Source organism: Vibrio viridaestus (assembly GCF_003856525.1).
GTDB classification, from domain to species: Bacteria; Pseudomonadota; Gammaproteobacteria; order Enterobacterales; family Vibrionaceae; genus Vibrio; species Vibrio viridaestus.
Window position 1 is genome coordinate 436,261 of the sequence record NZ_RJVQ01000002.1, and the last position, 25,894, is coordinate 462,154.

A 25,894-nucleotide genomic window follows, 5' to 3' on the forward strand; every position below is an offset into this window, starting at 1 on the left:
TAAACTCGATTTTTGAACTTTGCGAAGTTAAAAATATGTTCTCTGTAACAAAATTTGTTAAACATTTTGTAGTAGAATGTTGCACGCCTTATATTGGCTGAGAATAATTCAGTATATACCACGCTTTGACTGCAAAATGAGTATAAATGCTATTTCATATTTATGCTCATTTTTAATGAGTTAACTTGCATATTAACGCTCAACAACAATACTAGTAAGTGACTTTATTGTTAAAGTTGGTTAATCACTGATTTTTTTCGTTTATAACTATAAATAGCTCTAATGAGCTGAGTGAGCACGCCCGTGAAAGAAAGTAAGTCAAGACCTGTAAATCTCGATCTACAGACCATCCGCTTTCCAATCACAGCAATCGCCTCCATTCTTCACCGAGTTTCGGGGGTTATCACATTTGTTTCGATTGGGATTCTGCTCTGGTTGTTATCGATCTCGCTATCATCACCACAAGGCTTTGAGACCGCCCACGACATCGTCGATGGTTTCTTTGTCAAGTTCATCCTGTGGGGAATACTAACTGCTCTGTCGTATCACATCGTTGGTGGTATTCGACACCTGATAATGGATCTTGGATATTTTGAAGAGCTAGAGTCAGGCGCTTATACAGCAAAAGTGAGCTTCGGCATCACTGTCCTTCTATCTGTTTTAGCTGGAGTGTTGGTATGGTAAAAAGCATTTCATCCGTCGGTAGAAATGGTGTCCATGATTTCATTTTGATTAGAGCTACTGCTATCATCATGACACTATTCACTCTGTATATGGTTAGTTTTGTGGCCTTTACAGATAATATCGATTATCAAATCTGGTCCTCTTTCTTTGGTAGTACATTCACTAAAGTCTTCACAATGATTACGTTAGTTTGCATTCTGATTCATGGTTGGATCGGCTTATGGCAAGTACTAACAGACTACGTCAAATGTGCCAAGTTACGTGCCGGTTTACAATTAGTCGTCATCGCCGCTTTGCTTGCGTACTTTTTTACTGGCTTATTCGTATTGTGGGGTGCTTAAGTGACTATTCCAGTTAGAGAATTCGACGCCGTTGTCATCGGCGCTGGTGGTGCAGGCATGCGCGCAGCACTACAAATTTCAGAACAAGGCTTAACATGTGCTTTGTTATCAAAAGTGTTTCCTACTCGTTCTCATACTGTGTCTGCTCAAGGGGGCATCACAGTTGCATTGGGAAACTCTCATAAAGACAATTGGCAATGGCATATGTACGATACGGTTAAGGGTTCCGATTATATCGGTGACCAGAATGCTATAGAGTACATGTGTAAAACAGGCCCAGAGTCTGTTATCGAGCTAGAAAAAATGGGTCTTCCATTTTCGCGCTTTGATAATGGCTCAATCTATCAGCGACCTTTCGGTGGCCAATCGAAAGAGTTCGGTGGAGAGCAGGCAGCACGCACAGCTGCTGCAGCTGACCGTACTGGTCATGCACTTCTGCATACGCTTTATCAGCAGAATATCAAACATAAAACCACCATATTTTCTGAATGGTACGCTTTAGATTTGGTGAAAAACCAAGATGGAGCTGTACTGGGTTGTACCGCTGTTTGTATTGAGAGTGGTGAAATTTGCTACTTCAAATCGAAAGCGACCGTTCTCGCGACAGGTGGTGCTGGTCGAATCTATGCATCTACAACAAATGCTCATATCAATACTGGTGATGGTGTAGGCATGGCTCTGCGTGCTGGCGTACCAATGCAAGACATGGAAATGTGGCAATTCCACCCAACTGGTATTGCTGGTGCGGGTGTGCTAGTGACAGAAGGTTGTCGTGGTGAAGGTGGCTATCTTCTCAATAAAGATGGTGAACGTTTCATGGAACGTTACGCACCCAATGCGAAAGATCTTGCTGGTCGCGATGTGGTTGCTCGCTCAATGATGATTGAAATTCGCGAAGGTCGTGGTTGTGATGGTCCTTGGGGTAAACATATCAAGCTTAAACTAGACCACCTCGGCCGAGATGTATTGGAATCTCGTCTGCCTGGTATTTGCGAGTTGTCACGTACTTTCGCCCACGTCGATCCGGTAAAAGAACCTATTCCAGTTATCCCAACCTGTCACTACATGATGGGTGGCATCCCAACTCAGGTTTCCGGTCAAGCCCTTAAGCAAGGTGCCGACGGTAAAGATATCGATATCCAAGGCTTATTTGCTTGCGGTGAAATCGCATCTGTATCCGTTCATGGTGCTAACCGTTTAGGCGGTAATTCACTGCTAGACTTAGTCGTCTTCGGACGTGCGACGGGTCTACATCTTGGTGAAACGCTTTCAGCTCAAGTTGAAGGTCGAGATGCATCTGAGTCTGATATTGAAGCATCCCTTGCTCGCTACATGCGTTGGGAAAATAGCACTGGTGGTGAAGACCCTGCACAGATTCGTAAAGATTTACAGAACTGTATGCAACATAGCTTCTCGGTGTTCCGTGAAGGTGATGCTATGGCTGAAGGTCTTAAAGAGCTACGAGAAATTAAAGAGCGTCTGCAAAATGCTCATTTGGCAGATAAATCAAGTGAGTTTAATACTCAGCGTATTGAATGTTTAGAACTGGATAACTTGATGGAAACGGCATTCTCTACAGCTGTTGCTGCAAACTATCGTACCGAGAGTCGTGGAGCTCATGCTCGTTTTGACTATCCAGATCGTGATGATCAGAATTGGCTATGCCACTCGATATACAACCCGGAAACAGAGCAGATGAGCAAGCGCGATGTCAATATGACGCCTGTTTATCGTGAAGCTTTCCCACCTAAAATTCGTACTTACTAAGAGGAGACCATGATGAAACTTAACTTCTCTTTGTACCGTTATAATCCAGATGTAGATAACAAACCCTACATGAAGGATTACACCCTCGAATTACCGGATGGTAAAGACATGATGTTACTGGATGCGTTGATCTTGCTTAAAGAGCAGGATCCAACGATTGCATTCCGTCGTTCATGTCGTGAAGGTGTATGTGGTTCTGACGGTCTGAATATGAACGGGAAAAATGGTTTAGCCTGTATTACACCGCTCTCCGCTTTGTCTGGAAACGGTAAGGTTGTTATCCGTCCATTACCTGGATTGCCTGTGATTCGTGATTTAATTGTCGATATGCAGCAATTTTATGACAACTACGCCAAAGTTAAGCCATACTTAATTTCTGACGGTAACTTACCGCCATCACGGGAAAATTTGCAATCTCCTGAAGAACGTGCACACTTAGATGGACTATATGAGTGTATTATGTGTGCGTGCTGTACCACATCATGCCCTTCGTTCTGGTGGAACCCTGATAAGTTTATTGGTCCTGCTGGGTTACTTGCGGCATACCGCTGGTTAATCGACAGTCGTGATACAGCAACCGATGAACGTTTGTCCGATCTGGATGATGCGTTCAGCGTTTTCCGTTGTCATGGTATTATGAATTGCGTAAGTGTTTGTCCTAAAGGATTAAATCCTACAAAAGCAATTGGTCATATCAAGTCAATGTTGATTAAGCGCTCAGTATAAAATGATTTGCAGGTCTTCGGACCTGCATTCTTATAGCGCCGAGTGAAAACGGCGCAGCAAATGACAAAATGACTAGTAAAGGGAAAATATGCAAAACGGCGTGATGAAGGCATGGCTCGAGTCTTCACACTTGGCTGGCGCCAATGCAACGTATGTAGAAGAACTCTACGAACTCTATCTAAGTGATCCCGATCTGGTAAGTGAGGAATGGAAACGTGTGTTTGAAGACTTACCCGTCTCAAATGCAAATGTGGTTGAACAACCACACTCTCGTGTCCGTGATTACTTCCGTCGACTCGCTCAAGAGACAAAGCATTACAATGTCCAAGTTAGTGATCCCGATGTCGATGCAAAACAAGTTAAAGTTCTACAATTAATTAACGCGTACCGCTTTCGCGGTCATGAAGCTGCTCAATTAGACCCGTTAGGTTTATGGCAACGTCCACCTGTTGCTGAGCTGAATCCTACTTTCCACAATCTTACTGATGACGATATGCAAGAGACGTTCAACGTCGGTTCGTTTGCTATCGGTCAAGAAACCATGATGTTGAAAGACATCTATGAGTCTCTCAATAAAATCTACTGCGGCTCTATTGGTGCAGAATACATGCACATGACGGACACTGAACAGAAACGCTGGATTCAGCAGCGTCTCGAATCGGTTGTTGGCCAGCCATCTTTTTCTCAACAAGAAAAGATTACATTTCTTGAAGAGTTAACTGCCGCAGAAGGTCTCGAACGTTACCTCGGCGCAAAATTCCCAGGCGCAAAACGCTTCTCTCTGGAAGGCGGTGATGCGTTAATCCCAATGATGAAGGAATTAATTCGTCATGCGGGTAAACAGGGAATGCGTGAAGTTGTTATTGGTATGGCTCACCGTGGCCGACTCAATATGTTGGTTAACGTTTTAGGTAAACGCCCACAAGACTTATTCGATGAATTTGCCGGAAAACACGATGAAACTTGGGGTACTGGCGACGTTAAATATCACCAGGGCTTCTCCGCTGATTTTGAAACGGAAACTGGGCCACTTCATCTTGCTTTAGCATTTAACCCTTCTCACTTGGAAATCGTTAATCCAGTGGTTATGGGTTCCGTAAGAGCAAGACAAGATCGTTTAGGCGACCGAGATGGTTCTCGTGTATTGCCTATTTCTATCCATGGCGACTCTGCTGTTGCCGGACAGGGGGTTGTTGCCGAAACATTTAATATGTCACAGGCACGTGGATTCCAGGTTGGCGGAACGATTCGAATCGTTATCAACAACCAAGTTGGGTTTACTACATCTAACCCAAGAGATACACGTTCAACGATGTACTGTACTGATATCGCTAAGATGGTACAGGCACCTATATTCCACGTAAATTCAGATGATCCTGAAGCAGTGGCTTTTGTGACTCAAATAGCGTTGGATTATCGTAATACGTTCAAAAAAGACGTTGTCATTGATCTGGTTTGTTATCGTCGTCATGGGCATAACGAAGCCGATGAGCCAAATGCGACGCAGCCTTTGATGTACCAAAAAATCAAAAAACATCCAACTCCGCGTAAGCTCTATGCCGATTCCCTGATGGAAAGAAGTGTCTGTGATATTGATTTAGCGACTCAGCTCGTTAATGAATATCGTGATGCTCTCGATCATGGGGAAGTTGTTGTTAAAGAGTGGCGTCCAATGACGATGCATTCTGTCGATTGGTCTCCTTATCTAGCTCATGACTGGGATGAAGAGTGGGATAGTAAGATTGAACAAAAACGTTTTTACGATTTAGGTTCACAGATATGCAAATATCCGGAAAGTCATAAATTACAAAGTCGTGTAGAAAAAATTTATAACGATCGTGTATCAATGATGAACGGTGAAAAACCCGTCGACTGGGGGATGGCAGAAACACTCGCTTATGCAACGTTAGTCGATAATGGCAGTCGTATCCGTATTTCAGGTCAAGATTCTGGTCGTGGTACGTTCTTCCACCGTCATTCAGTGTTACATAATCAGAACGATGCAAGTGTCTACGTTCCATTGAAAAATATCCATTCTAGTCAGGGGCCATTCCAAGTTATTGATTCGGTTCTATCTGAAGAAGCGGTACTGGCGTTTGAGTATGGTTATGCAACCGCTGAGCCTCACGGCTTGACGATTTGGGAGGCTCAATTTGGTGACTTCGCAAATGGTGCTCAAGTGGTAATCGACCAGTTTATTTCATCTGGTGAGCAGAAATGGGCTAGATTATGTGGTTTAACCATGTTGTTGCCTCACGGCTATGAAGGTCAGGGCCCTGAGCACTCTTCAGCGCGTCTTGAACGTTACCTACAGTTGTGTGCAGAACAGAATATGCAGGTCGTTGTTCCTTCTACTCCTGCACAGGTGTATCACATGATCCGTCGTCAGGTTGTTCGACCAATGAGACGTCCTTTGATTGTCATGTCTCCTAAGTCACTCCTGAGACATCCACAATGTACTTCAACTCTCGAAGAGCTTTATGACGGAACGTTCCAACCCGCTATTGCTGAAGTGGACGAGCTGGATCCTAAGAAGGTAAAACGCGTCGTCTTTTGTTCGGGTAAAGTGTATTACGACTTACTTGACCAACGCCGCAATAATCAACAAGACGATGTGGCGATTATTCGTATCGAACAACTATATCCTTTCCCTGTTGATCATGTTCGTGCTGTTATTTCTGAGTATACCAACGTTGTTGATTATGTTTGGTGTCAGGAAGAGCCACAGAACCAAGGTGCTTGGTACTCAAGTCAGCATAATTTCAGGATTGCTATCCCTGATGGTGCAATCTTGAAGTACGCAGGTCGACCAGCGTCAGCTTCACCAGCTGTTGGATATATGTCGGTTCACTTGAAACAACAGAAAGCGTTGGTTGAAGACGCATTAACTCTTGATTAAGAACTAGAAGTAAAAGGAAAAACAAGATATGACAATTGAAATTCTGGTTCCAGATTTACCTGAATCAGTCGCAGACGCTACGGTTGCTACATGGCATAAGAAGCCTGGTGATGCGGTAGAGCGTGATGAAGTCTTAGTGGATATTGAGACGGATAAAGTTGTCTTAGAAGTACCGGCGCCAGAGTCTGGTGTACTTGAGGCGATTATTGAGGAAGAAGGTGCGACAGTGCTTTCTAAACAGCTTCTCGCTAAGATTAAGCCGGGTGTCGTCGCTGGTGATACCACAACGGATACGGCTGAATCTTCACAGCCATCTCCAGATAAACGCCACACAGCATCTCTAGATGAAGAAACTAATGATTGGTTAAGTCCAACTGCACGTCGTCTTCTTGCTGAGCATGGTCTAGAGCCTAGTGATGTGAAAGGTACTGGTGTGGGTGGTCGTATTACTCGCGAAGATGTGGATGCCCACCTTGCGAAGCTGAAGGAAAAACCTCAAGCTCCTGCTGAACCTGCCCCAGTTTCAGGTGCTAGTGCGCCAAGAAGCGAAAAACGAGTGCCAATGACTCGCTTGCGTAAGCGTATTGCTGAGCGTTTGTTAGAAGCGAAAAATAATACGGCAATGTTGACGACCTTTAACGAAGTTAACATGAAGCCGATTATGGATTTGCGTTCTCAATACAAAGATGTTTTCGAAAAACGTCATGGTATCCGTTTGGGCTTTATGTCGTTTTACGTAAAAGCGGTAACGGAAGCTTTAAAACGTTTCCCTGAAGTGAATGCATCGCTGGATGGCGATGATATCGTTTATCACAATTTCTTTGATATTAGCATCGCAGTATCAACACCAAGAGGTCTTGTCACTCCTGTATTGAGAAACAGCGATCTCTTGAGCGTAGCTGAAATCGAAAAAGGCATTAAAGATCTTGCAATTAAAGGTCGCGACGGCAAATTGACAGTAGACGAATTAACTGGCGGTAATTTCACAATTACCAACGGTGGTGTATTTGGTTCGCTGATGTCTACGCCAATAATCAATCCACCTCAAGCTGCTATTTTGGGTATGCATAAAATCCAAGATCGTCCAATGGCTGTGGATGGAAAAGTGGAAATTCTACCAATGATGTACTTAGCTCTATCTTATGACCATCGTCTCATAGATGGCAAAGAGTCTGTGGGCTTCTTAGTAACAATCAAAGAGCTATTAGAAGATCCAGCGCGTCTATTGCTAGATGTTTAATAAAAGATACGTATAGAAATCTAGACGTCTATACGTATTCAGGCTAGACTAGCTCAACGTCTAGCCTATTGAGCCAACTGGCAATTTAGGTCAGTTGGTGAATTTATAAGTATCCTACAGACGTTTTACCTGTGTATCCGATACAGGTGAATGGAATAATAATATACAACGGAATAACACAATGAATTTGCATGAATATCAAGCCAAACAGCTATTTGCAGAGTTCGGATTACCAGTTCCGGATGGCTTTGCATGTAGTACACCTCAGGAAGCTGCTGAAGCGGCAAGTAAAATTGGCGGCTCCAAGTGGGTTGTAAAATGTCAGGTTCACGCTGGTGGCCGCGGTAAGGCTGGCGGTGTTGAACTGCATGATTCGAAAGATGGTATCCGTGACTTTGCGCAAAAGTGGCTAGGTAAAAACTTGGTGACTTATCAAACTGACGCTAATGGTCAGCCAGTATCAAAAATTCTTGTAGAAGCTGCATCAGATATTGCTAATGAGCTTTACCTTGGTGCCGTCGTTGACCGCTCAACTCGTCGTGTTGTCTTCATGGCATCAACTGAAGGTGGCGTTGAAATCGAAAAAGTTGCTGAGGAAACTCCCGAACTTATTCATAAAGCGGCTATTGATCCTCTTGTTGGTCCTCAGCCATACCAAGGTCGTGAACTTGCATTCAAACTGGGCCTTAAAGGCGAACAAATTAAACAGTTTACGAAGATTTTCCTTGGACTTGGAAATATGTTCAGCAAATACGATCTCGCACTACTTGAGATTAACCCTCTGGTTATTACTGGTGCTGGCGATCTACTTTGTCTGGATGGCAAAATCAATATTGATTCAAACGCATTGTATCGCCAGCCAAAACTTCGAGAAATGCACGATGCTACCCAAGAAGATGAACGCGAAGCACACGCTGCTCAGTGGGAACTAAACTACGTAGCTCTAGATGGTACAATCGGTTGTATGGTCAACGGTGCGGGTTTAGCAATGGGTACGATGGATATCGTTAACCTTCATGGCGGTAAGCCTGCTAACTTCCTCGACGTAGGTGGTGGTGCAACAAAAGAACGCGTCACTGAAGCGTTTAAAATTATTCTTTCCGACAGTAAAGTAAAAGCAGTTCTGGTTAATATCTTTGGCGGTATCGTACGCTGTGACCTAATTGCTGATGGTATTATTGGTGCCGTTGAAGAAGTTGGTGTGACAGTACCTGTTGTCGTTCGCTTAGAAGGCAATAATGCTGAGCTAGGTGCGAATAAGCTAGCTGAAAGTGGATTAAATATTATTGCTGCTACCTCTCTAAAAGAAGCGGCAGAGAAAGTTGTTGCTGCTGCGGAGGGTAAATAATGTCTATTTTGATCAATAAAGATACTAAAGTAATCTGCCAAGGATTTACTGGTGGTCAAGGTACCTTTCACTCAGAGCAGGCAGCAGCATACGGTACTCAAATGGTTGGCGGTGTTTCTCCTGGTAAAGGCGGTCAAACTCACTTGGGCCTACCTGTTTTTGATACTGTGCGTGAAGCCGTTGAAGCGACAGGTGCAACTGCATCGGTTATCTATGTTCCAGCGCCTTTCTGTAAAGATGCGATTCTGGAAGCGATCGATGCTGGTATTGAGCTTATCGTAACTATTACCGAAGGTATTCCTACTCTGGATATGTTGGATGTAAAAGTTCGTCTGGATGAAGCTGGCGTTCGCATGATCGGTCCAAACTGCCCAGGAATTATCACGCCTGATGAATGTAAAATCGGCATCATGCCGGGACACATTCATAAGAAAGGTAAGGTTGGTATTGTTTCTCGTTCAGGAACATTAACCTATGAAGCGGTAAAACAGACTACAGATGAAGGCTTTGGTCAGTCTACATGTGTTGGTATTGGTGGTGACCCAATTCCTGGTTCTAACTTTATCGATATTCTCAAGCTGTTCCAAGAAGATCCTGAAACTGAAGCGATTGTTATGATCGGTGAAATTGGTGGCACTGCTGAAGAGGAAGCTGCAGCGTTTATTAAAGATAACGTTACTAAACCCGTTGTATCTTATATTGCAGGTGTTACAGCTCCTCCAGGAAAACGTATGGGACACGCTGGCGCTATTATTTCTGGTGGTAAAGGAACTGCGGCAGAAAAATTTGCTGCATTGGAAGCTGCCGGCGTAACAACGGTTAAAAGCCTCGCTGATATAGGCCAGGCACTGCGTAGTTCGATGTAATCGATAGATTTAAACGCATAGATAAAAGCCTCCAGATGGAGGCTTTTTTATTGGGAATTAAACAGCAAACCTCAATCTTGATTTCGGCTGAATTGAGACAACAGGAAAAACAAGCTACAGCAAACGACGACTGAAGGTCCGGCAGGTGTATCAAATTGCCAAGAAGCAAATAGGCCTAGTAGGACTGAAATAATGCCGATTGCCGAAGCAAAGATTGCCATTTGTTCTGGTGTTTTTGCCAGCTTTCTTGCTCCAGCCGCTGGAATGATAAGGAGTGACGTCATAATAAGTGCTCCAACAAACTTCATTCCAATTGCAATAACAATCCCAATCATCACCATCAGAATCAGCCGCATTAATCCCGTGTTGATACCGTCTATTTCAGCTAACTCTTCATTAATGCTCATCGATAATAAAGGACGCCACAAGAAGAATAGAAGTAATGAAACTACAACAACACCTATCCAGATAAAAATGAGGTCACTAGGCGTAACAGCGAGAAGGTCGCCAAATAAATAGCTCATTAAGTCAACACGGATATTATCGAGAAATGATAGGGATATTAGACCTATAGAAAGTGAACTGTGAGCCAGAATACCAAGGAGAGTATCCGTTGCTACAAGTTTCTGCTTTTGCAAACTCACGAGCAGCACTGCTAGGGCAATACAACAAACCAGTAATGCGAGATTTAAATTCACATCAAGTAAAAAGCCGAGAGAAAGTCCCATTAGAGAGGCATGGGCTAGCGTATCACCAAAGTACGCCATCTTTCGCCAAACAACAAAAGAACCTAGCGGTCCTGCAATAAGCGCAATACCAATACCGGCAAAAATGGAAGGGAGTAAAAATTCAATCATGGTGATGGTGACCGTGAGTATGATGTTGACAACTTGTCGCCTCGCCAGACACAGGCTGCCCAGCAAGATCATGATGGTGCTGATGGTGATGCTCATAAAACGCCAGCGTTTCTCTGCTGCGATCGCCAAACATAGCAATATAGTTAGGATGTTTTCTTATATCTGCCGGAGCGCCAGAACAGCAAATATGATGTTGTAAACAGATAACGTCATCTGTTTTCGCCATAACCAGATGAAGGTCATGTGAAACCATAAAGACAGCACAGCCGAACCGAACCCTTACGGTATTGATTAAGTCGTAAAGGTCGATCTGCCCTTGAACATCAACACCTTGTGCAGGCTCATCCAAAACAAGAAGTTCAGGTCGTTGTAGCAATGCTCGTGCGAGAAGAATGCGTTGAGTTTCGCCTCCGGAGAGGTTATGCATGCTCGAGTGAAGTAAATGCTCAGCTCCGACCAGAGTAATTGCTTCGAGAATTTCCTGACGACTAAAGCGTCCCGCTAATGACAGGAAGCGATTGACGGATAAGGGTAATGTATCGTTTAACTTTAATTTTTGAGGGACATAGCCAACTTTAATTTTTTTTGCTTTCTTTATCTGCCCTTGAGTTGGGGCTTGAAGTCCAAGCAATACTTTGACCAAGGTCGATTTACCCGCCCCGTTAGGGCCGATTAATGTCGTGATTTTACCTGAATAAAGCGTCAGGTTGATGTTTTCTAATACACGACGATGATTAAAATCGACACAAATATCGTGTAGCTCGACTAATTCAGTCATTAACGAAACTCATTTGCAATTTGGTGATGTTATAATATAACATTCTGGGTAATTTGATTCTACCATGTCTGAGAGAGGCATTATGCTTTTTCGTAGTATGTTCGTCATTGCATTTGTTGTGCTAGCAAAGTCTGCATTCGCTTTAAATGTGTTGACAACAATAAAACCTATACAAATGATAACTTACGAGCTAACTCAGGGCGTCACCGTTCCTGAAGTATTGCTTTCATCCACAGCATCACCTCATGACTACGCACTAAAACCTTCTGATATCAAAAAAATAAATCAGGCAGATTTAATTGTGTGGTTTGGCGAGGGGCTTGAACCTTTTCTAAAGCAAATTGTAGCCAAACAAGATGGCTCTGAAGTCATCACTTTAAGCCAATTGCCGAACGTTAATTTTCATCAGTTCGGTGAAGAGCATCATGATGACGGACATCACCATGGCACTGTAAACCCTCATTTCTGGTTGGGGCCTGATGTTACACAACAAGTTGCCGTAGCGCTAGTTGAGAAACTAAAAGAAGTTGATCCGGAACATTCAGCGCAATACGACAATAATTTGTCTCAATTTGTTGAAAAACTGAATAGTGTCGATAAGAGTATCGAGACAAGATTAAAACCGGTAGCGAATAAGCCATATTTTGTATTCCATGATGCTTATGGGTACTTTGAAGAACATTATGGATTAGACAGTCTAGGGCACTTTACTGTTAGCCCGGAAAGAAAGCCTGGTGCAAAAACATTGGTACATATTCGCTCTACTTTGAATCAATACCATAATGTGTGTATTTTTGCTGAACCTCAATTTACTCCAGCTATTATCGAGAGTGTGACTCGAGGCACTGATGCGAAAATAGGTCACCTTGATCCATTGGGTACAGACATTGAAGTTAAAGCAGGAAGTTATTTTAGTTTCTTAAATGAAATAGCGACTCAGTTTGAACAGTGTTTAAAATAATAGAAGAAAATTTACGTGGTATAGCGGGGGATGCTATACCACGGACGCAAACCGTCAGTGTATTTTATGATTTAGGGGTACCTATATCTTAAATACGTACTGAAAAATAAATTCAGTGAAATGTAAGTAGATAGGCTAATCTCAACTAGGGAGTGCCCAAGAGCACTCTAAGATAAGCGATAAGAATACTATCACCATGTGAGCAGAATGTTTGTTTCAATATTGAGATAAATGATAGTTCTAAAGATGAATAATATACCCACCTTATTTTTCCCCTCTTAATTAATCAAAATCCATTTGGATTAAATATTTCATTTTCTGTTTATGCCAAAAAAAGTTGATTTAACTCAACGTAAGGAGCATAGTTTGACACTAATATGGATATGCTAATAAAAATTCTTCTCATTACGAATTAAAAAGGTATCGCTTATGAAGTTATCTCATCTAAAGAATGGACAGTCTGGATTGATAGTGGCATTCGATAGTCTTTCTAATGATGTTCGTAAGCGATTAATGGTCATGGGTATTTTACCTAATACTGAGATCACCGTTATACGCCGTGCCCCTATGGGCGATCCTTTGCAAGTGGATGTGAGAGGCGTATCGATTGCCGTCAGGGAAAGTATTGCAGCATCTATCGAAGTGGAGGTAACCGAATGAAGTATAATGTGTTAACGGTTGGTAACCCGAACAGTGGTAAGACAACACTATTTAATGGTCTTACTGGCTCAAAGCAACAGGTCGGTAACTGGGCTGGTGTAACGGTTGAGAAAAAGACCGGGACGTACATCCATTCTGGTGACCAGTTTTCCGTTACGGATTTACCGGGTATTTATGCTTTAGATAGTGGTAATGATAGCAATAGTATTGATGAGTCAATAGCAGCGCGTTCTGTGCTTACTTATCCTACTGACTTGATTATTAACGTAGTTGATGCAACCTGCCTCGAACGAAGCCTCTACATGACCTTACAGCTTAGAGAGCTTGGCCGTCCAATGGTTGTTATACTTAACAAAATCGATGCGCTGAAACGAGAGCGTTTAACCATCAATGCTCGCGGACTTGAAGGTATTCTTGGTTGTCCGGTTTTTGAAATTAGTGCAAACAGTCATCATCAAGTTAAGCAGCTAAAAGATCAGTTACATAAACTGATAGTGCAGGGAGTAGCCACTCGAGAGTTTACTCTAACGTATGACCAACAATTTGAAGAGGCCATTAACGAGCTAAAATCGTCTTTCGATGGTAATTTAGCATCAAGTCGTGCTCTAGCTATTCGTGCGTTAGAAAACGATAAAATGGTGATCAATGGACTGCCTGAGCATGAGCGGCAAAAAGTCTATCAGTTACAAAATCAGTGTCATGTTGATGTTGACCTACACGTTGCTGACACCAAATATACGTTTCTCCATGAGCAGTGTAAACGCATTCGTCGCTCAGAAGGTAAGTTAAGTCGTACATTCACTGAAAAAGCGGACAGATTCATTTTGAACAAGTGGATCGGTATCCCATTCTTCTTTGCCGTCATGTACGTGATGTTTATGTTCTCTATTAATATCGGTAGCGCATTTATTGATTTTTTTGATATCAGTGTCGGCGCTTTACTGGTTGATGGTGGGCATTATCTTCTGGATGATCATCTTCCTGTTTGGCTTGTTACCGTGCTCGCTGACGGTATTGGTGGTGGGATTCAGGTCGTCGCGACGTTTATTCCTGTTATCGCCTGTCTTTACATGTTTCTAGCGGTACTTGAAAGCTCTGGTTATATGTCTCGCGCCGCATTTGTTCTTGATAAAGTAATGCAGCGAATAGGTCTTCCGGGAAAAGCATTTGTTCCTATGGTGTTGGGCTTCGGTTGTAATGTGCCTGCGATTATGGCGACTCGTACTCTTGATCAAGAAAGGGAACGTAAATTGTCTGCAGCCATGGTGCCATTTATGTCCTGTGGTGCTCGTCTTCCTGTTTACGCTTTGTTTGCAGCAGCTTTCTTTCCCAATAGTGGACAGAACATTGTCTTTGTCCTCTATCTTCTGGGGATTGCGGCGGCCGTGTTTACTGGATTGATCCTTAAGAAAACGCTTTTCCCCGGTTCTAGTGATAGTCTCATCATGGAAATGCCTGACTACGAAATTCCCACGTTCCGTAATGTTGTTATTAAAACTTGGCAAAAGCTTAAGCGTTTCGTTTTAGGTGCTGGAAAAACTATTGTTATCGTTGTTGCTGTGTTGAGCTTCCTGAATTCAGTCGGTACCGATGGGACATTTGGGCATGAAGATTCATCCAGCTCTGTTTTATCCAAAGCTGCACAAGTTGTTACTCCTGTATTTGAGCCTATTGGAGTGAATCATGATAACTGGCAAGCAACGGTTGGCATTATCACAGGTATTTTTGCTAAAGAAGCGGTTGTCGGTACATTAAATAATTTGTACTCAACAATTGAGGCAGATCAAACAGACTACGACTTGTTAGGCAGCTTGGAAGAAGCTGTGATGTCTATCCCTGAAAACTTAGCGGCACTAAGCTTTACTGATCCCCTAGGACTTGAAGTCGGTGACGTACAAGATCAAAGTGTTGCAGCGGAAGAGCAGGGTGTCGACTCAACGATATTTGGCAATATTCAAAGCAACTTTGTCTCAAGTGGGGCCGCCTTCGCCTATCTGATTTTTATATTGCTCTACACACCTTGTGTTGCTGCGATGGGCGCATATGTAAGGGAGTTTGGAGCAAGATTCGCAAAATTTATTGCGGTCTGGACTTTTGGCCTCGCTTATATATCGGCTACGTTATTTTATCAGGTCACGAATGTGATACGTCAGCCGGTAGTCAGCATAGTGGTAATTGTGGCTATTCTGGCAGTTTGTTTGGGTATTTATAAATGGTTATCCATGAGGGGACAAAGGCTTCAGTCTGCTGAAGTGGGAGCCCTATGATTTTACATGAATTAAGAAACTATATTGCAGAAAAAGGAATGGTCACACGTAATGAACTCGCAAAACGCTTTGCTTTAAGTGAGGATGGCGTGGATGCAATGTTAGAAGTGTGGTTGAAAAAAGGTGTGATATGTCGTTATGCCGACACCAATTTAAAAAATCACGTCTCTCGGGTTCGTTATAGTATTAACGAACGAGAAAGCATTCCGATGAATGTCATATTATAAAAAATGCCGCAGACGCGGCATTTTTTATTTTAGATCGGGCAATTAATTACTGTGCTTGAAAATCTGCAAATTGTTCTAGTGATTTGGTTATACGGTGCTGTAATTCTAACTGCTCATCTTCGGCTCGAAAGTCTCCGGGTGTGTTGCCCCAAACGGGACCTGGCCAAGCAATGTCAGTTTTATAGCGGGCAATGTGGTGATAGTGCAGTTGAGGGACTAGGTTTCCTAATGCACCAAGATTAATTTTATCTGCATGAAATTCATTCTCAAGTAACTCTGAAATCACTTGAGATTCCCTGAGGAACTGATGTTGCTCTTCTATTGATAAATGATGAAACTCGAGCAGATCTTGTTTCTTGGGCACTAAAATAATCCACGGAACTGCGCTATCTCGATGCAGTAAAACCAGCGATAGCGGGAACTCGCCAATAATTGAGGTATCAGCTGCCAGCCTAGGGTGTAATTGAAATGGCATTATATTCTCCTCGAGCAGATAGAAAAAAGGTTGGCAAAGCCAACCTTTTTTCTTTTTTGATTACATTCTTTCCAGAGTATTGATGCCTAGTAGAGCTAAACCCTGTTTTATTGTACGTGCTGTTAACGCTGCAAGTTTTAGACGGCTTTGCTTAAGCTCTTCTTTTTCTGCCACAAGAATAGGGCAGGCTTCATAAAAGCTTGAAAACTGGCCAGCGAGCTCGAATAAATAGCTACACATTAGGTGAGGCTGTCCTTCACGAGCAACGGATTGAACAGCTTCTTCAAATTGAAGTAGTTTTGCGATGAGAGCTTTTTCTTTTTCATCACTAATGATGATAGCTCCAGTGAGTTCATTCATCGCAATACCCGCTTTGGAGAATATTGAAGCGACACGAGTATAGGCATATTGCATATAAGGTGCAGTATTACCTTCAAACGCCAACATATTGTCCCAGTCAAACACGTAGTCTGTAGTTCTGTGTTTGGAAAGATCTGAGTATTTAACTGCTGCCATCGCTACAGTTTTAGCTATATTGGCTTTCTCTTCTGAACTTAGGTCCGTATTCTTTTGCTCAATAAGAGTTGTTGCGCGTTCTTCTGCTTCATCTAACAGATCGGCAAGGCGTACTGTACCACCAGCGCGTGTCTTGAATGGTTTTCCATCTTTGCCTAGCATCATTCCAAAAGCGTGATGCTCTAGGGATACATCTTCTGGAATATATCCTGCTTTACGTACGATAGTCCAAGCTTGCATCAAATGTTGGTGTTGACGTGAGTCGATAAAATATAAAACGCGATTCGCGCCAAGCTGCTCGTAGCGATATTTGGCACAAGCGATATCTGTCGTTGTGTAGAGGAATCCACCGTCGCGTTTTTGGATGATTACACCCATCGCTTCGCCATCTTTATTCTTAAATTCGTCTAGAAAGACGACTTGGGCGCCATCATCTTCCTGAGCAAGACCTTTCTCTTTTAGATCGGCAACAATTCCAGGAAGCATGTCGTTATACATACTCTCACCCATAACGTCGTCACGAGTTAGGGATACGTTGAGGCGGTCATAGTTACGTTGGTTTTGTTCCATCGTAATATCAACGAGCTTTTTCCACATCTGCCCGCAGAACTCATCACCACTTTGTAATTTCACCACGTAACTACGTGCTTTAACGGCAAAATCTTCATCTTCATCGTACAGTTTTTTGGACTCACGATAAAAGGCTTCTAGGTCTGCCAGTTCCATGGAAACGGCATTAGAGGATTCTTGTTGAACACGTTCCAGATTGGCAATGAGCATACCGAACTGTGTTCCCCAGTCGCCAATGTGGTTAGCGCGAATAACGTTGTGACCAAGAAATTCAAGAGTGCGAACAACTGCATCACCAATAATCGTTGAGCGCAAATGTCCTACGTGCATTTCTTTTGCAACGTTTGGTGCTGAATAATCTGCAACGATTGTCTGTTGTGCTTCTTTTTTTACACCCAGACGGTCATCTGATAAAGCGCTCTCTGCTTGTTGAGCTAGGAATTCTTCACTCAAAAATATATTGATAAAACCTGGGCCGGCTATCTCGGTCTTGCTTGCAATACCATCAAGTTCTAATACATCTAAGACTTTTTGCGCGAATTCGCGAGGGTTGGTGCCAAGTTTTTTTGCCACACCCATGACACCGTTAGCCTGGTAGTCACCAAATTGAGGTTTGGCTGATTGGCGTACTGCCGCAGGACTACCTGCTGGTGCTCCCGCTTTCTCTAAAGCTTGAGAAACTTTTTCATTTATCAGTGCTTGGATATTCACTCGCTTTTCCTTCAATTCATAGAATTGTTTGGTCGTGCATCGGATATTGTTTGTTTAGTGATGCACTTCTCGATCTTGTTCAAAAATTGGCGCACATGATATCAATTTTATCTGATCTCTTATAGATAAATAGGCGATTTTTATTTTATTTGCACTTCAGATTCGGTGATTTATAGTATCTGCTTTTACTCAAACATCGGTGAATCATTGATGACGATACCAGTACAAGAATTCGATGGGATGACGCCACAACAACTGATTTCCGATATAGACGGTTTTATGGTGGCTATCGAAAGAATGCTGAGCGAGCTTTCTTTAGACTTATCTGAGTTTGAATTGGACCATATTGCCTTGCGTATAAATGAACCATCTTTGGCACATATGCTCCTACCAGAATGGCAGTCTATATCGACAGTGCTATCTGATGCAGAGATCAATGGACGCCCAATCTATATTTTCAAACTGAATCAACCGCTAAAATTGTCACACTGGTGTACTGCCTGTGTGGAATACCCATTTCCTAAAAATGGAAAGCCATATCCATTTCAAGGTTGGGAGCATGTTGAGTTTGTTGTGCCGTCTCAGGCTACAAATGCTCAAGATTATCTGCTTGAGCTTTATCAGCGCTTCCCTGACATGGAGTCGAGGGTCGAGAATTTGTCCAAGGAAGGTCTCACCGTCAAATTATCTCAACCTAAAGGTGAAAAAGAGCGTTTACCCAATCCAACCGTTGCATTTAAATGGAAGGATGTGTGCGTAAAACTTCATCCCAATAGTATTGAACAAATTATATTATCGGAATCTATCTAATCTTTGGGCATCAATTGGAATTCTTTGATAGAACCAATGGCGATTCCCAAGTCAAGCTGTTCAAAATCTTGGTGTGCCAAACCCTGCGAGTGCATCACCAAACGATTTGCTGTTCTCGGTTTAAGCTCATTAACAACAAAGCGAATCATATCGGCTCGTGATAATGAGCGCAGTGAGTCGAGAACTTTTTCTCGTTGATTAAATTCACCATCTTTATTCCCAATAGCAACCCAAAGGCGCTGTGCTTTACTGCGTAGTGTTGGGTCGGGGGTGGCGATTTGGTTCCATAGCCCTCGTTTACTGCTATGCCATTCATATTCAGTTAATTCAAGCAGGACTAAGTAAAATGCGTTTAAAAACTCATCAATAGCTTCCATCAGATGTGACGGTGCCGCATTAGGAGACTGCACGTACAACACCATGCCTGGATGACGATTAAGAGGGAGATTCCCCGTACCCACCATGTAGCCTAATTGTTGCTTGGTACGAATCTCGTTAAAAAATGTGGCTGACATTAAGTGGTTTGCCAAAGAGTACAAGGCAATTTTTTCCACGCTGCTCTCATCACTTTGGTAGTAAACGACAACCGCAGAATCGTCTTGTTCGCAATGCACTTCATGATGAAACGTACCGTGTTTTCCGAGCATTACCAGAGGACGCAAAGACTCTTCATAAGTTTGACCATGGAAACTTAAGGCTTTTTGTAGAGTATTCCCGATTTCCAGCGCATCAGAGCGGTGCCAATCACCGTAGACAAACATCTCTATATGTAGATGATTCATCATGTCTTTGACAAATTGGCTCAATTCGTCAACACGAATGGTCTCAAGCGACTTCAATAAAGCATCGTATGGCGGATTATTAGGCTGGAGCAATCCTGTCATCGCATTAAAAAGCTGAGAAATGGGACGATCTTTTGACGCATTAGACCAGCTACGATAAAGCTGTGTTTTGATGGATTCAAAGCGTTTAGAACTAAACTCTCTGTTGGCAAACTTGTGTAATATCATCTCTAGAAGCTGAGGTTGTTTTTCGCTGAATCCTGAGATCGATAGAGTTACGCCACCTTGATGCGTATACATGTTGTAGTTGATACCCGCTATTTCGGCTGGATAGGTTTGTTTAGCTAAAGTATCGAGAAACATTTCTACACACAGTCTGGTTATAACGATGTTGCGAGTGCTAGCAACAGCGTACGGACTGTCAATGGCGACATAGATAACCCCTTTGGGTACTCTGTATTCGGTGTCTTGCAGATGCCAGAGACGAAACCCATCCTGTTCGCTAATAATTTGTGGCTTATCCGTTTCCGGGCTTTCAACTGATTTCGGTATGAGATCCCGACAGATAAAAGGGTTGACCGGAGGTAGCGTCATTACATCCGAAAACTCACTTTTTTCTTTAAAATAATTCTGTTGTTGAGCGGTGATTTTTTCTACGGAATAAGGCGTGTAATACCATTTTGCTTCTAATGGATAGCTATCGCCTTTTGCTAAGAGTGTGACCCGAATTTTTTCCGGTGTGAGGTTAGCAAGAATACCGGACATCACGTCGATTTCTAACCCGTTCATCATATAGTCACCGTAGACTGTGTCTTCAGCATCGTAATGTTGCATGTTGATCACTAGGTGACTGACGATATCGAGGGGACGGGCACTTTCCTGAAATTGAAACGCCGATTCCGTTACTGCACGTTTCTCTTCATAACGCCAATCCTGAAATCCTTCCATTTCAATCTTTGATAGATAGCTGAATACCGCCTGAATTATATCGTCAGTGTGCGACAGACCGTCATCGGTCAATTGCATGCTGATATTGAATTCTCGATAGTTGCTACCACTTGCCCCACCTCCAGCAGAAAGTGTATTAATCCAACCCCGATCTTTAAGGGCTAGCATCAAGCTTCCTTGACCTTCATAGCCTAAAAGATGAGCAAAGTACGACAGAGGTTTTGAGTGGTAGTACTTTTGCATTTCTGGCAATGGAAAACTGAGAATCAATTTTTTGATGTCTTTAAGCGGACTGACTTTAATGAAAAGACCGCTCTCTTTATCTGTCACATAAGGAATATCAACACATTTTCCCTGTAGAGATTGGTTTTGAACATCAGAAAATAGCTCTCGACTCCACTGTTCCAAACTGTCGAGATCTTGAGGACCGATAATGGCCAATGTCATCAAATCGGCCGAATAATTGTCTCGATAGAAATCAATGATTTCCTGACGAATAGTATGACCATTTCGATCTGCTAAAGTGAAACTATTCCCTACAGAGAACTTGGAAAATGGGTGTTCTGGGTTTACGGTTTCTTTATGAACTTGATATAAACGACGTGTTTCATCATTGAGTTTAAGGCGATATTCTGATTCTATAGCTTGTCTTTCTTTGTCTAATGCTTCTTCATTAAATAGAGGAGCAACAAAGAATTGAGAAAAGCGCTCGAGCCCTTCATAAAAGGCTTTAGGCGAAATATCGAAAAAGAAACAACTGTGCTCGGTACCGGTCCACGCATTGTGTGTTCCACCAAATTGGTTAATAAAATTTTGAAACTCACCAATTTTAGGGTATTTTTCGGTGCCAAGAAATAACATATGCTCAAGGTAATGAGCAAGTCCCTCACGATCACTTGGATCATCGAAGTGACCGACGTTGACAGCTAAAGCTGCAGCAGATTTAGAGGCACTTTCGTCGTTAATCAACAGCAAACGTAATTGGTTACTTAGAGTTAAGTATCGATAGCTTTTTGAATCGTTTGGGCTGATACGCACGGTCGGTGACCTCCTGAGGGTGTTTGTCCTTTAAGTATGTCTTTGATTTTCATCGAAGCAACTAAAGTAGACAAAATTTTATGAGAAACACGTCATTTTAATGGTTTGGCTTTGAATATGATAGACGAAGACAGAAAAAGTCTTCGTTATACAAATTATAAACCAGCAAAATCCTCTTTGGACGATTTGTTGGTGAACAGGTAAAAGCGTATGAAGATTTTTATTATGCGTCATGGCGAAGCAGCCCAAATGGCGAATAGTGATGCGGAACGCCAACTGACCATACGTGGACGATTAGAATCTCTATCGGTTGTCAAAGAAGCTTTTGAGCAAGAGCTTAGTGTGGATAAGGTGCTGGTGAGTCCTTACATTCGGGCGCAGCAAACATGGGAAGAGATTTCGTCTCATATCCATTGCAAGGATGTTGAGTCATGTGAAGACATTACACCTTATGGACAGGCTGAACGAGTCTACCACTATGTTATGGCGCTGATTGAAAGCGAGAACCTTGATTCGGTATTTATTGTTTCTCATTTACCTCTCGTTGGGTATATGACCAGCGAATTTATCCCCGATCTGGCTCCTCCGATGTTCCCTACATCAGGATTGGTGTGTATTGAATTTGACGCTGAAAAAGGCGTTGGAGAATTTGCCTGGAAGCACTATCCAGGTTGATTTAACAGTCAAAAATGGGTGTTAGCCAGAATTTTGACTTATCTATGGTGCGTTTATTGCATGGTCGCTGCATTATTTGTGTCTCTCATTTAGGGCAGCGATTATTCAATGAAGTTTTCTTTGCCATTTGCGAATAAGTTACCGTCTATACCGCAAAAGAGCATTCCTGCTATCGGTGCGCCAATCATGGTATTGGCAACACTCGCGATGGTGGTTTTGCCGATTCCCGCATTTTTACTCGACTTATTTTTTACCTTCAATATAGCGTTGGCGATGGTCGTGCTGCTCGTGACCGTTTATACACGTCGTCCTCTAGATTTTGCTGCTTTCCCAACGGTTCTGCTCATTGCAACTTTACTGCGACTTGCCCTGAACGTGGCGTCAACTCGGGTTGTTTTACTTTATGGGCATGAAGGGGAAGGGGCTGCCGGTAATGTGATTGAAGCATTTGGTAACGTCGTTATTGGTGGTAATTATGCTGTCGGTTTGGTGGTGTTCTTAATCCTGATGATCATTAACTTTATGGTTGTCACTAAAGGTGCGGGACGTATTTCAGAAGTTAGCGCGCGTTTTACGTTAGATGCCTTACCTGGTAAGCAAATGGCCATTGATGCCGATTTAAATGCCGGGTTGATCGATCAGGAGCAGGCAAGAACCCGACGTTTTGAAGTGACTAAAGAAGCCGATTTCTATGGTTCCATGGACGGTGCATCAAAATTTGTAAAAGGGGATGCGATAGCCGGTATCCTGATTCTCTTTATTAACATTATCGGTGGTTTAACCATCGGTATGATTCAATATGACTTGGCTTTCTCTGATGCCATTCAAATCTATACACTCCTGACTATTGGTGATGGCCTAGTGGCTCAGATCCCATCGTTGATTCTATCTATTGGCGCGGCCATTATGGTTACGCGTCAAAATACGGATGAAGACATGGGGCAACAGGTTATCTTTCAGTTGTTTGATAACCCTAAAGCGCTGACTATAACAGCTTCTATTCTTGGCATTATGGGCCTGGTTCCGGGAATGCCTCATTTCGCTTTTTTATTACTTGCACTATTAGCTGGTGGCGCAGCGTATCTACTTTATCGTAAACAGAAAAAGGCCAAAGAGAATCCTGAGTTACCGGATAAGCCTGACACTGACACACCGGTACACAAAGAACTGTCCTGGGATGATGTACAACCAGTCGACATTATCGGACTTGAAGTTGGGTATCGATTGATCCCTCTGGTCGATAAAGATCAGGGAGGCGAGTTGCTAGACCGAGTGAAAGGTGTCCGTAAAAAGCTATCACAGGATTTCGGGTTTTTAATTCCACCAGTTCACATACGGGACAACTTAGAACTGACGCCCAATAGCTATCGCATCACATTGATGGGGGTGGCGGTCGGTGAGGCTGAAATTCGTTCCGATAAAGAACTCGCTATTAATCCGGGACAAGTTTATGGCGGCATCGAAGGTGAATCGACTTACGATCCCGCTTTTGGGCTTGAAGCTGTGTGGATTCGTGATGAACAGCGCGAGCACGCACAGGCTTTGGGGTATACCGTTGTCGATGCTTCAACCGTTCTTGCTACACATCTAAGTCAACTTCTAACGAATAATGCAGCACAACTAATTGGTCATGAAGAAGTGCAGAATTTACTGGATATGCTATCCCGATCTGCACCTAAATTGGTTGAAAACTTTGTACCAGAGCAGTTACAGCTTGGTGTCGTTGTAAAAGTTCTGCAGAACTTACTTCACGAAGCGATTCCAATTCGTGATATCAGAACAATAGTGCAAACACTTTCAGAGTACTCAAGTAAGAGTCAAGAACCCGACGTATTAACCGCGGCCGTTCGAATCGCTTTGAAACGATTAATTGTTCAAGAAATCAATGGTATAGAACCAGAGCTCCCTGTAATTACCCTTGTGCCTGAGTTGGAACAAATATTGCATCAAACCATGCAGGCGTCGGGTGGAGAATCTGCTGGTATCGAACCTGGTTTGGCTGAGCGACTACAGTATGCGTTGAGTCAGGCAACTCAGGAGCAAGAATTAAAAGGGGAACCAGCGGTCTTACTAACATCCGGAGTGCTTCGCTCAACACTGGCTAAATTTGTTAAAAATACCATCCCTAACTTAAGGGTGCTCTCTTATCAGGAAATCCCTGATGAGAAACAAATTCGCATAGTGCAGGCTGTTGGGAATTAATGCTCAGATAGATTTAACGACGGTGGATTGCGGCTTTGAAGATTAAACGATTTTTTGCCAAAGACATGAAAACAGCATTGCTTCAGGTTAAAGATGAACTTGGGGTCGATGCGGTTATTATGTCTAATAAGAAAGTCGCAGGTGGCGTCGAAATTGTGGCTGCGGTCGACAATGCCGAGTCGCCAGCTTCTGCGTCTTCTGCGAGATACGATTCTAAGCCTCGCCATCAACAGGCCGCAGCGAATTCTACTTATTCAGCACCAAAAGCTCAGGCTCAGAATTACAGAAGAGAGCTTGCAGAGGATCGAGTACAACTCAGTGCGGCCAATAATACCGATGCTCCTACCCAGCAGGCCTCGATGTCAAAACGATTCGCTAACTTGTTAAAGCAGTACAACAAAGGAGCGATGGAAGATGATGAAGAAGAACAGCAAGATTCCTTAAGTTCTTTACTCAAGCGTCAAGCAAATGTTGGTTCTCAGGCTCAGCAGCGTGGCAATAAACTTCTCACTAATGATCGTTGGCGAGAGGCGGAAGGAGACGCTCCTGCTGCACCAAAAACCAATAAAAAGCCGCTATTTGGCAATAGCAGTAATAGAGAAACTGAAGAGCTACCAAATGAAGAACTGGAGTTACTCAGAGAAGATGTCAACTCTATTCGTCGTTTGCTTGAACACCAAGTATCGGGGTTGATGTGGCAAGAAGTCGAGCGTCGAGAGCCTTTGCGTGCCATGCTAATCAAGCGTTTATCTCGTATGGGGTTATCATTAGATTTAGCTGACCAGCTTGCTTGTTATATACCAGAAGATACCCCTCCACCTAAAGCGTGGAAAGCATTACTGCGATTGGTCTCGGATCAAATTCCAATTGTTAAACAAGATTTACTTAAGCGTGGTGGCATCGTTGCGCTGTTAGGTCCTACTGGTGTTGGTAAAACGACAACAGTTGCTAAATTGGCAGCGAGAGCTGCAATGGAATACGGTTCAGACAACGTCGCCCTTGTGACAACTGATACTTTTCGTATCGGTGCTCATGAGCAATTGGCGATATATGGAAGAATTATGGGTTGTCCTGTAAAAGTTGCTAAAGATTCTAGTGAGTTAGCCGATGTTATATATCAGCTACGTAATCGTCGCTTAATTTTAGTCGATACCGCTGGAATGGGACAACGCGATGTTAGGTTATCAGAACAGCTAGATACCTTGATGTCGGATAGCGGAGAAATGATTCACAGTTATCTGGTACTACCGGCAACGGCACAGAGAAAAGTACTTCAAGAGACCATCGATCATTTCCGAAGGATTCCTCTTTCCGGGTGTATTATGACGAAGTTAGATGAATCTCTGAGCTTAGGAGAGTTTGTTAGTGTGGTTGTACAGAATGCGCTGCCTGTCGCTTATATCGCGAATGGACAACGAGTTCCGGAAGACATTGTGCTGGCACAACCTAAGTACATGGTAGCGAAGGCGAATGAGCTGTTAGAAAAATCAGCAGACAATGAGCCTCACTATTGGTCCAGTGACTCTGACAGACTCTAGGCGGCGAG

The 25,894-nt window shown here is 43.0% G+C and carries 21 protein-coding genes; 16 read left to right on the forward strand and 5 right to left on the reverse strand.

Features of this window, described 5'->3' with window-relative positions; translation table 11 throughout:
- Positions 1-291 precede the first annotated feature (291 nt).
- The 8 genes from sdhC to sucD all read left to right on the forward strand — a co-directional run bounded on the left by sdhC (position 292) and on the right by sucD (position 9,871).
- Positions 292-684, forward strand: a complete 393-nt coding sequence (sdhC, locus tag EES38_RS05945; RefSeq protein ID WP_124936253.1) for a succinate dehydrogenase cytochrome b556 subunit — start codon at positions 292-294, stop codon at positions 682-684.
- On the forward strand, positions 678-1,025 hold the full coding sequence (gene sdhD, locus EES38_RS05950; RefSeq protein WP_124936254.1) for a succinate dehydrogenase, hydrophobic membrane anchor protein: 348 nt from the start codon (positions 678-680) through the stop codon (positions 1,023-1,025). The genes sdhC and sdhD overlap by 7 nt, the downstream gene beginning before the upstream one ends.
- A complete protein-coding gene (sdhA, locus tag EES38_RS05955) occupies positions 1,026-2,792 on the forward strand; it encodes a succinate dehydrogenase flavoprotein subunit (RefSeq protein WP_124936255.1) in 1,767 nt (588 codons plus the stop codon).
- A 12-nt stretch (positions 2,793-2,804) separates the two neighbouring features.
- Positions 2,805-3,518 (forward strand): succinate dehydrogenase iron-sulfur subunit, encoded by a 714-nt coding sequence (locus EES38_RS05960; RefSeq protein WP_124936566.1) that lies wholly within the window; start codon positions 2,805-2,807, stop codon positions 3,516-3,518.
- 88 nt (positions 3,519-3,606) lie between these two features.
- The gene (gene sucA / locus EES38_RS05965; protein WP_124936256.1) at positions 3,607-6,417 is read left to right on the forward strand and encodes a 2-oxoglutarate dehydrogenase E1 component; all 2,811 of its coding nucleotides are present in this window, start codon (positions 3,607-3,609) and stop codon (positions 6,415-6,417) included.
- Positions 6,418-6,445: 28 nt separating this feature from the next.
- A complete protein-coding gene (gene odhB, locus EES38_RS05970) occupies positions 6,446-7,657 on the forward strand; it encodes a 2-oxoglutarate dehydrogenase complex dihydrolipoyllysine-residue succinyltransferase (RefSeq protein WP_124936257.1) in 1,212 nt (403 codons plus the stop codon).
- Positions 7,658-7,838: 181 nt separating this feature from the next.
- The gene (gene sucC / locus EES38_RS05975) at positions 7,839-9,005 is read left to right on the forward strand and encodes an ADP-forming succinate--CoA ligase subunit beta (RefSeq protein WP_124936258.1); all 1,167 of its coding nucleotides are present in this window, start codon (positions 7,839-7,841) and stop codon (positions 9,003-9,005) included.
- Complete coding sequence (gene sucD / locus EES38_RS05980) at positions 9,005-9,871, forward strand: succinate--CoA ligase subunit alpha (protein ID WP_124936259.1); 867 nt, start codon at positions 9,005-9,007, stop codon at positions 9,869-9,871. The genes sucC and sucD overlap by 1 nt, the downstream gene beginning before the upstream one ends.
- 71 nt (positions 9,872-9,942) lie before the next feature.
- Here sucD and znuB read toward each other — a convergent pair whose 3' ends face one another.
- The gene (gene znuB, locus EES38_RS05985; protein WP_124936260.1) at positions 9,943-10,728 is read right to left on the reverse strand and encodes a zinc ABC transporter permease subunit ZnuB; all 786 of its coding nucleotides are present in this window, start codon (positions 10,726-10,728) and stop codon (positions 9,943-9,945) included.
- Positions 10,721-11,506, reverse strand: coding sequence for a zinc ABC transporter ATP-binding protein ZnuC (gene znuC / locus EES38_RS05990; RefSeq protein WP_124936261.1), 786 nt, complete (start codon positions 11,504-11,506; stop codon positions 10,721-10,723). The genes znuB and znuC overlap by 8 nt, the downstream gene beginning before the upstream one ends.
- An 82-nt stretch (positions 11,507-11,588) precedes the next feature.
- Here znuC and EES38_RS05995 point away from each other — a divergent pair, with 82 nt between their 5' ends.
- The 4 genes from EES38_RS05995 to EES38_RS06010 all read left to right on the forward strand — a co-directional run bounded on the left by EES38_RS05995 (position 11,589) and on the right by EES38_RS06010 (position 15,621).
- The gene (locus EES38_RS05995; RefSeq protein ID WP_124936262.1) at positions 11,589-12,467 is read left to right on the forward strand and encodes a zinc ABC transporter substrate-binding protein; all 879 of its coding nucleotides are present in this window, start codon (positions 11,589-11,591) and stop codon (positions 12,465-12,467) included.
- A gap of 429 nt (positions 12,468-12,896) precedes the next feature.
- Positions 12,897-13,127 (forward strand): FeoA family protein, encoded by a 231-nt coding sequence (locus tag EES38_RS06000; protein ID WP_124936263.1) that lies wholly within the window; start codon positions 12,897-12,899, stop codon positions 13,125-13,127.
- The gene (feoB, locus tag EES38_RS06005; protein WP_124936264.1) at positions 13,124-15,394 is read left to right on the forward strand and encodes a Fe(2+) transporter permease subunit FeoB; all 2,271 of its coding nucleotides are present in this window, start codon (positions 13,124-13,126) and stop codon (positions 15,392-15,394) included. The genes EES38_RS06000 and feoB overlap by 4 nt, the downstream gene beginning before the upstream one ends.
- Complete coding sequence (locus tag EES38_RS06010) at positions 15,391-15,621, forward strand: FeoC-like transcriptional regulator (protein WP_124936265.1); 231 nt, start codon at positions 15,391-15,393, stop codon at positions 15,619-15,621. Before feoB ends, EES38_RS06010 begins: the two co-directional genes overlap by 4 nt.
- Before the next feature lie 46 nt (positions 15,622-15,667).
- Here EES38_RS06010 and EES38_RS06015 read toward each other — a convergent pair whose 3' ends face one another.
- The gene (locus EES38_RS06015) at positions 15,668-16,096 is read right to left on the reverse strand and encodes an HIT domain-containing protein (protein ID WP_124936266.1); all 429 of its coding nucleotides are present in this window, start codon (positions 16,094-16,096) and stop codon (positions 15,668-15,670) included.
- A 60-nt stretch (positions 16,097-16,156) separates the two neighbouring features.
- Entirely contained in the window at positions 16,157-17,893 is a 1,737-nt protein-coding gene (gene argS, locus EES38_RS06020; protein ID WP_124936267.1) for an arginine--tRNA ligase, read from the reverse strand.
- 210 nt (positions 17,894-18,103) lie between these two features.
- Here argS and EES38_RS06025 point away from each other — a divergent pair, with 210 nt between their 5' ends.
- The gene (locus EES38_RS06025; RefSeq protein ID WP_124936268.1) at positions 18,104-18,703 is read left to right on the forward strand and encodes a VOC family protein; all 600 of its coding nucleotides are present in this window, start codon (positions 18,104-18,106) and stop codon (positions 18,701-18,703) included.
- Here EES38_RS06025 and EES38_RS06030 read toward each other — a convergent pair.
- Positions 18,700-21,471, reverse strand: coding sequence for an insulinase family protein (locus EES38_RS06030; protein ID WP_124936269.1), 2,772 nt, complete (start codon positions 21,469-21,471; stop codon positions 18,700-18,702). The genes EES38_RS06025 and EES38_RS06030 overlap by 4 nt on opposite strands.
- Positions 21,472-21,681: 210 nt before the next feature.
- On the opposite strand from EES38_RS06030, the gene sixA reads away from it, so the two are divergent.
- The 3 genes from sixA (at position 21,682) to flhF (ending at position 25,886) form a co-directional block, all read left to right on the forward strand.
- Positions 21,682-22,146 carry a phosphohistidine phosphatase SixA gene (gene sixA / locus EES38_RS06035; RefSeq protein WP_124936270.1) on the forward strand — a complete coding sequence of 155 codons (465 nt, stop codon included), beginning with the start codon at positions 21,682-21,684 and terminating at the stop codon, positions 22,144-22,146.
- Between the two features lie 108 nt (positions 22,147-22,254).
- A complete protein-coding gene (flhA, locus tag EES38_RS06040) occupies positions 22,255-24,348 on the forward strand; it encodes a flagellar biosynthesis protein FlhA (RefSeq protein WP_124936271.1) in 2,094 nt (697 codons plus the stop codon).
- Positions 24,349-24,755: 407 nt separating this feature from the next.
- Positions 24,756-25,886, forward strand: coding sequence for a flagellar biosynthesis GTPase FlhF (gene flhF / locus EES38_RS06045; RefSeq protein ID WP_439333241.1), 1,131 nt, complete (start codon positions 24,756-24,758; stop codon positions 25,884-25,886).
- Positions 25,887-25,894: the final 8 nt, after the last annotated feature.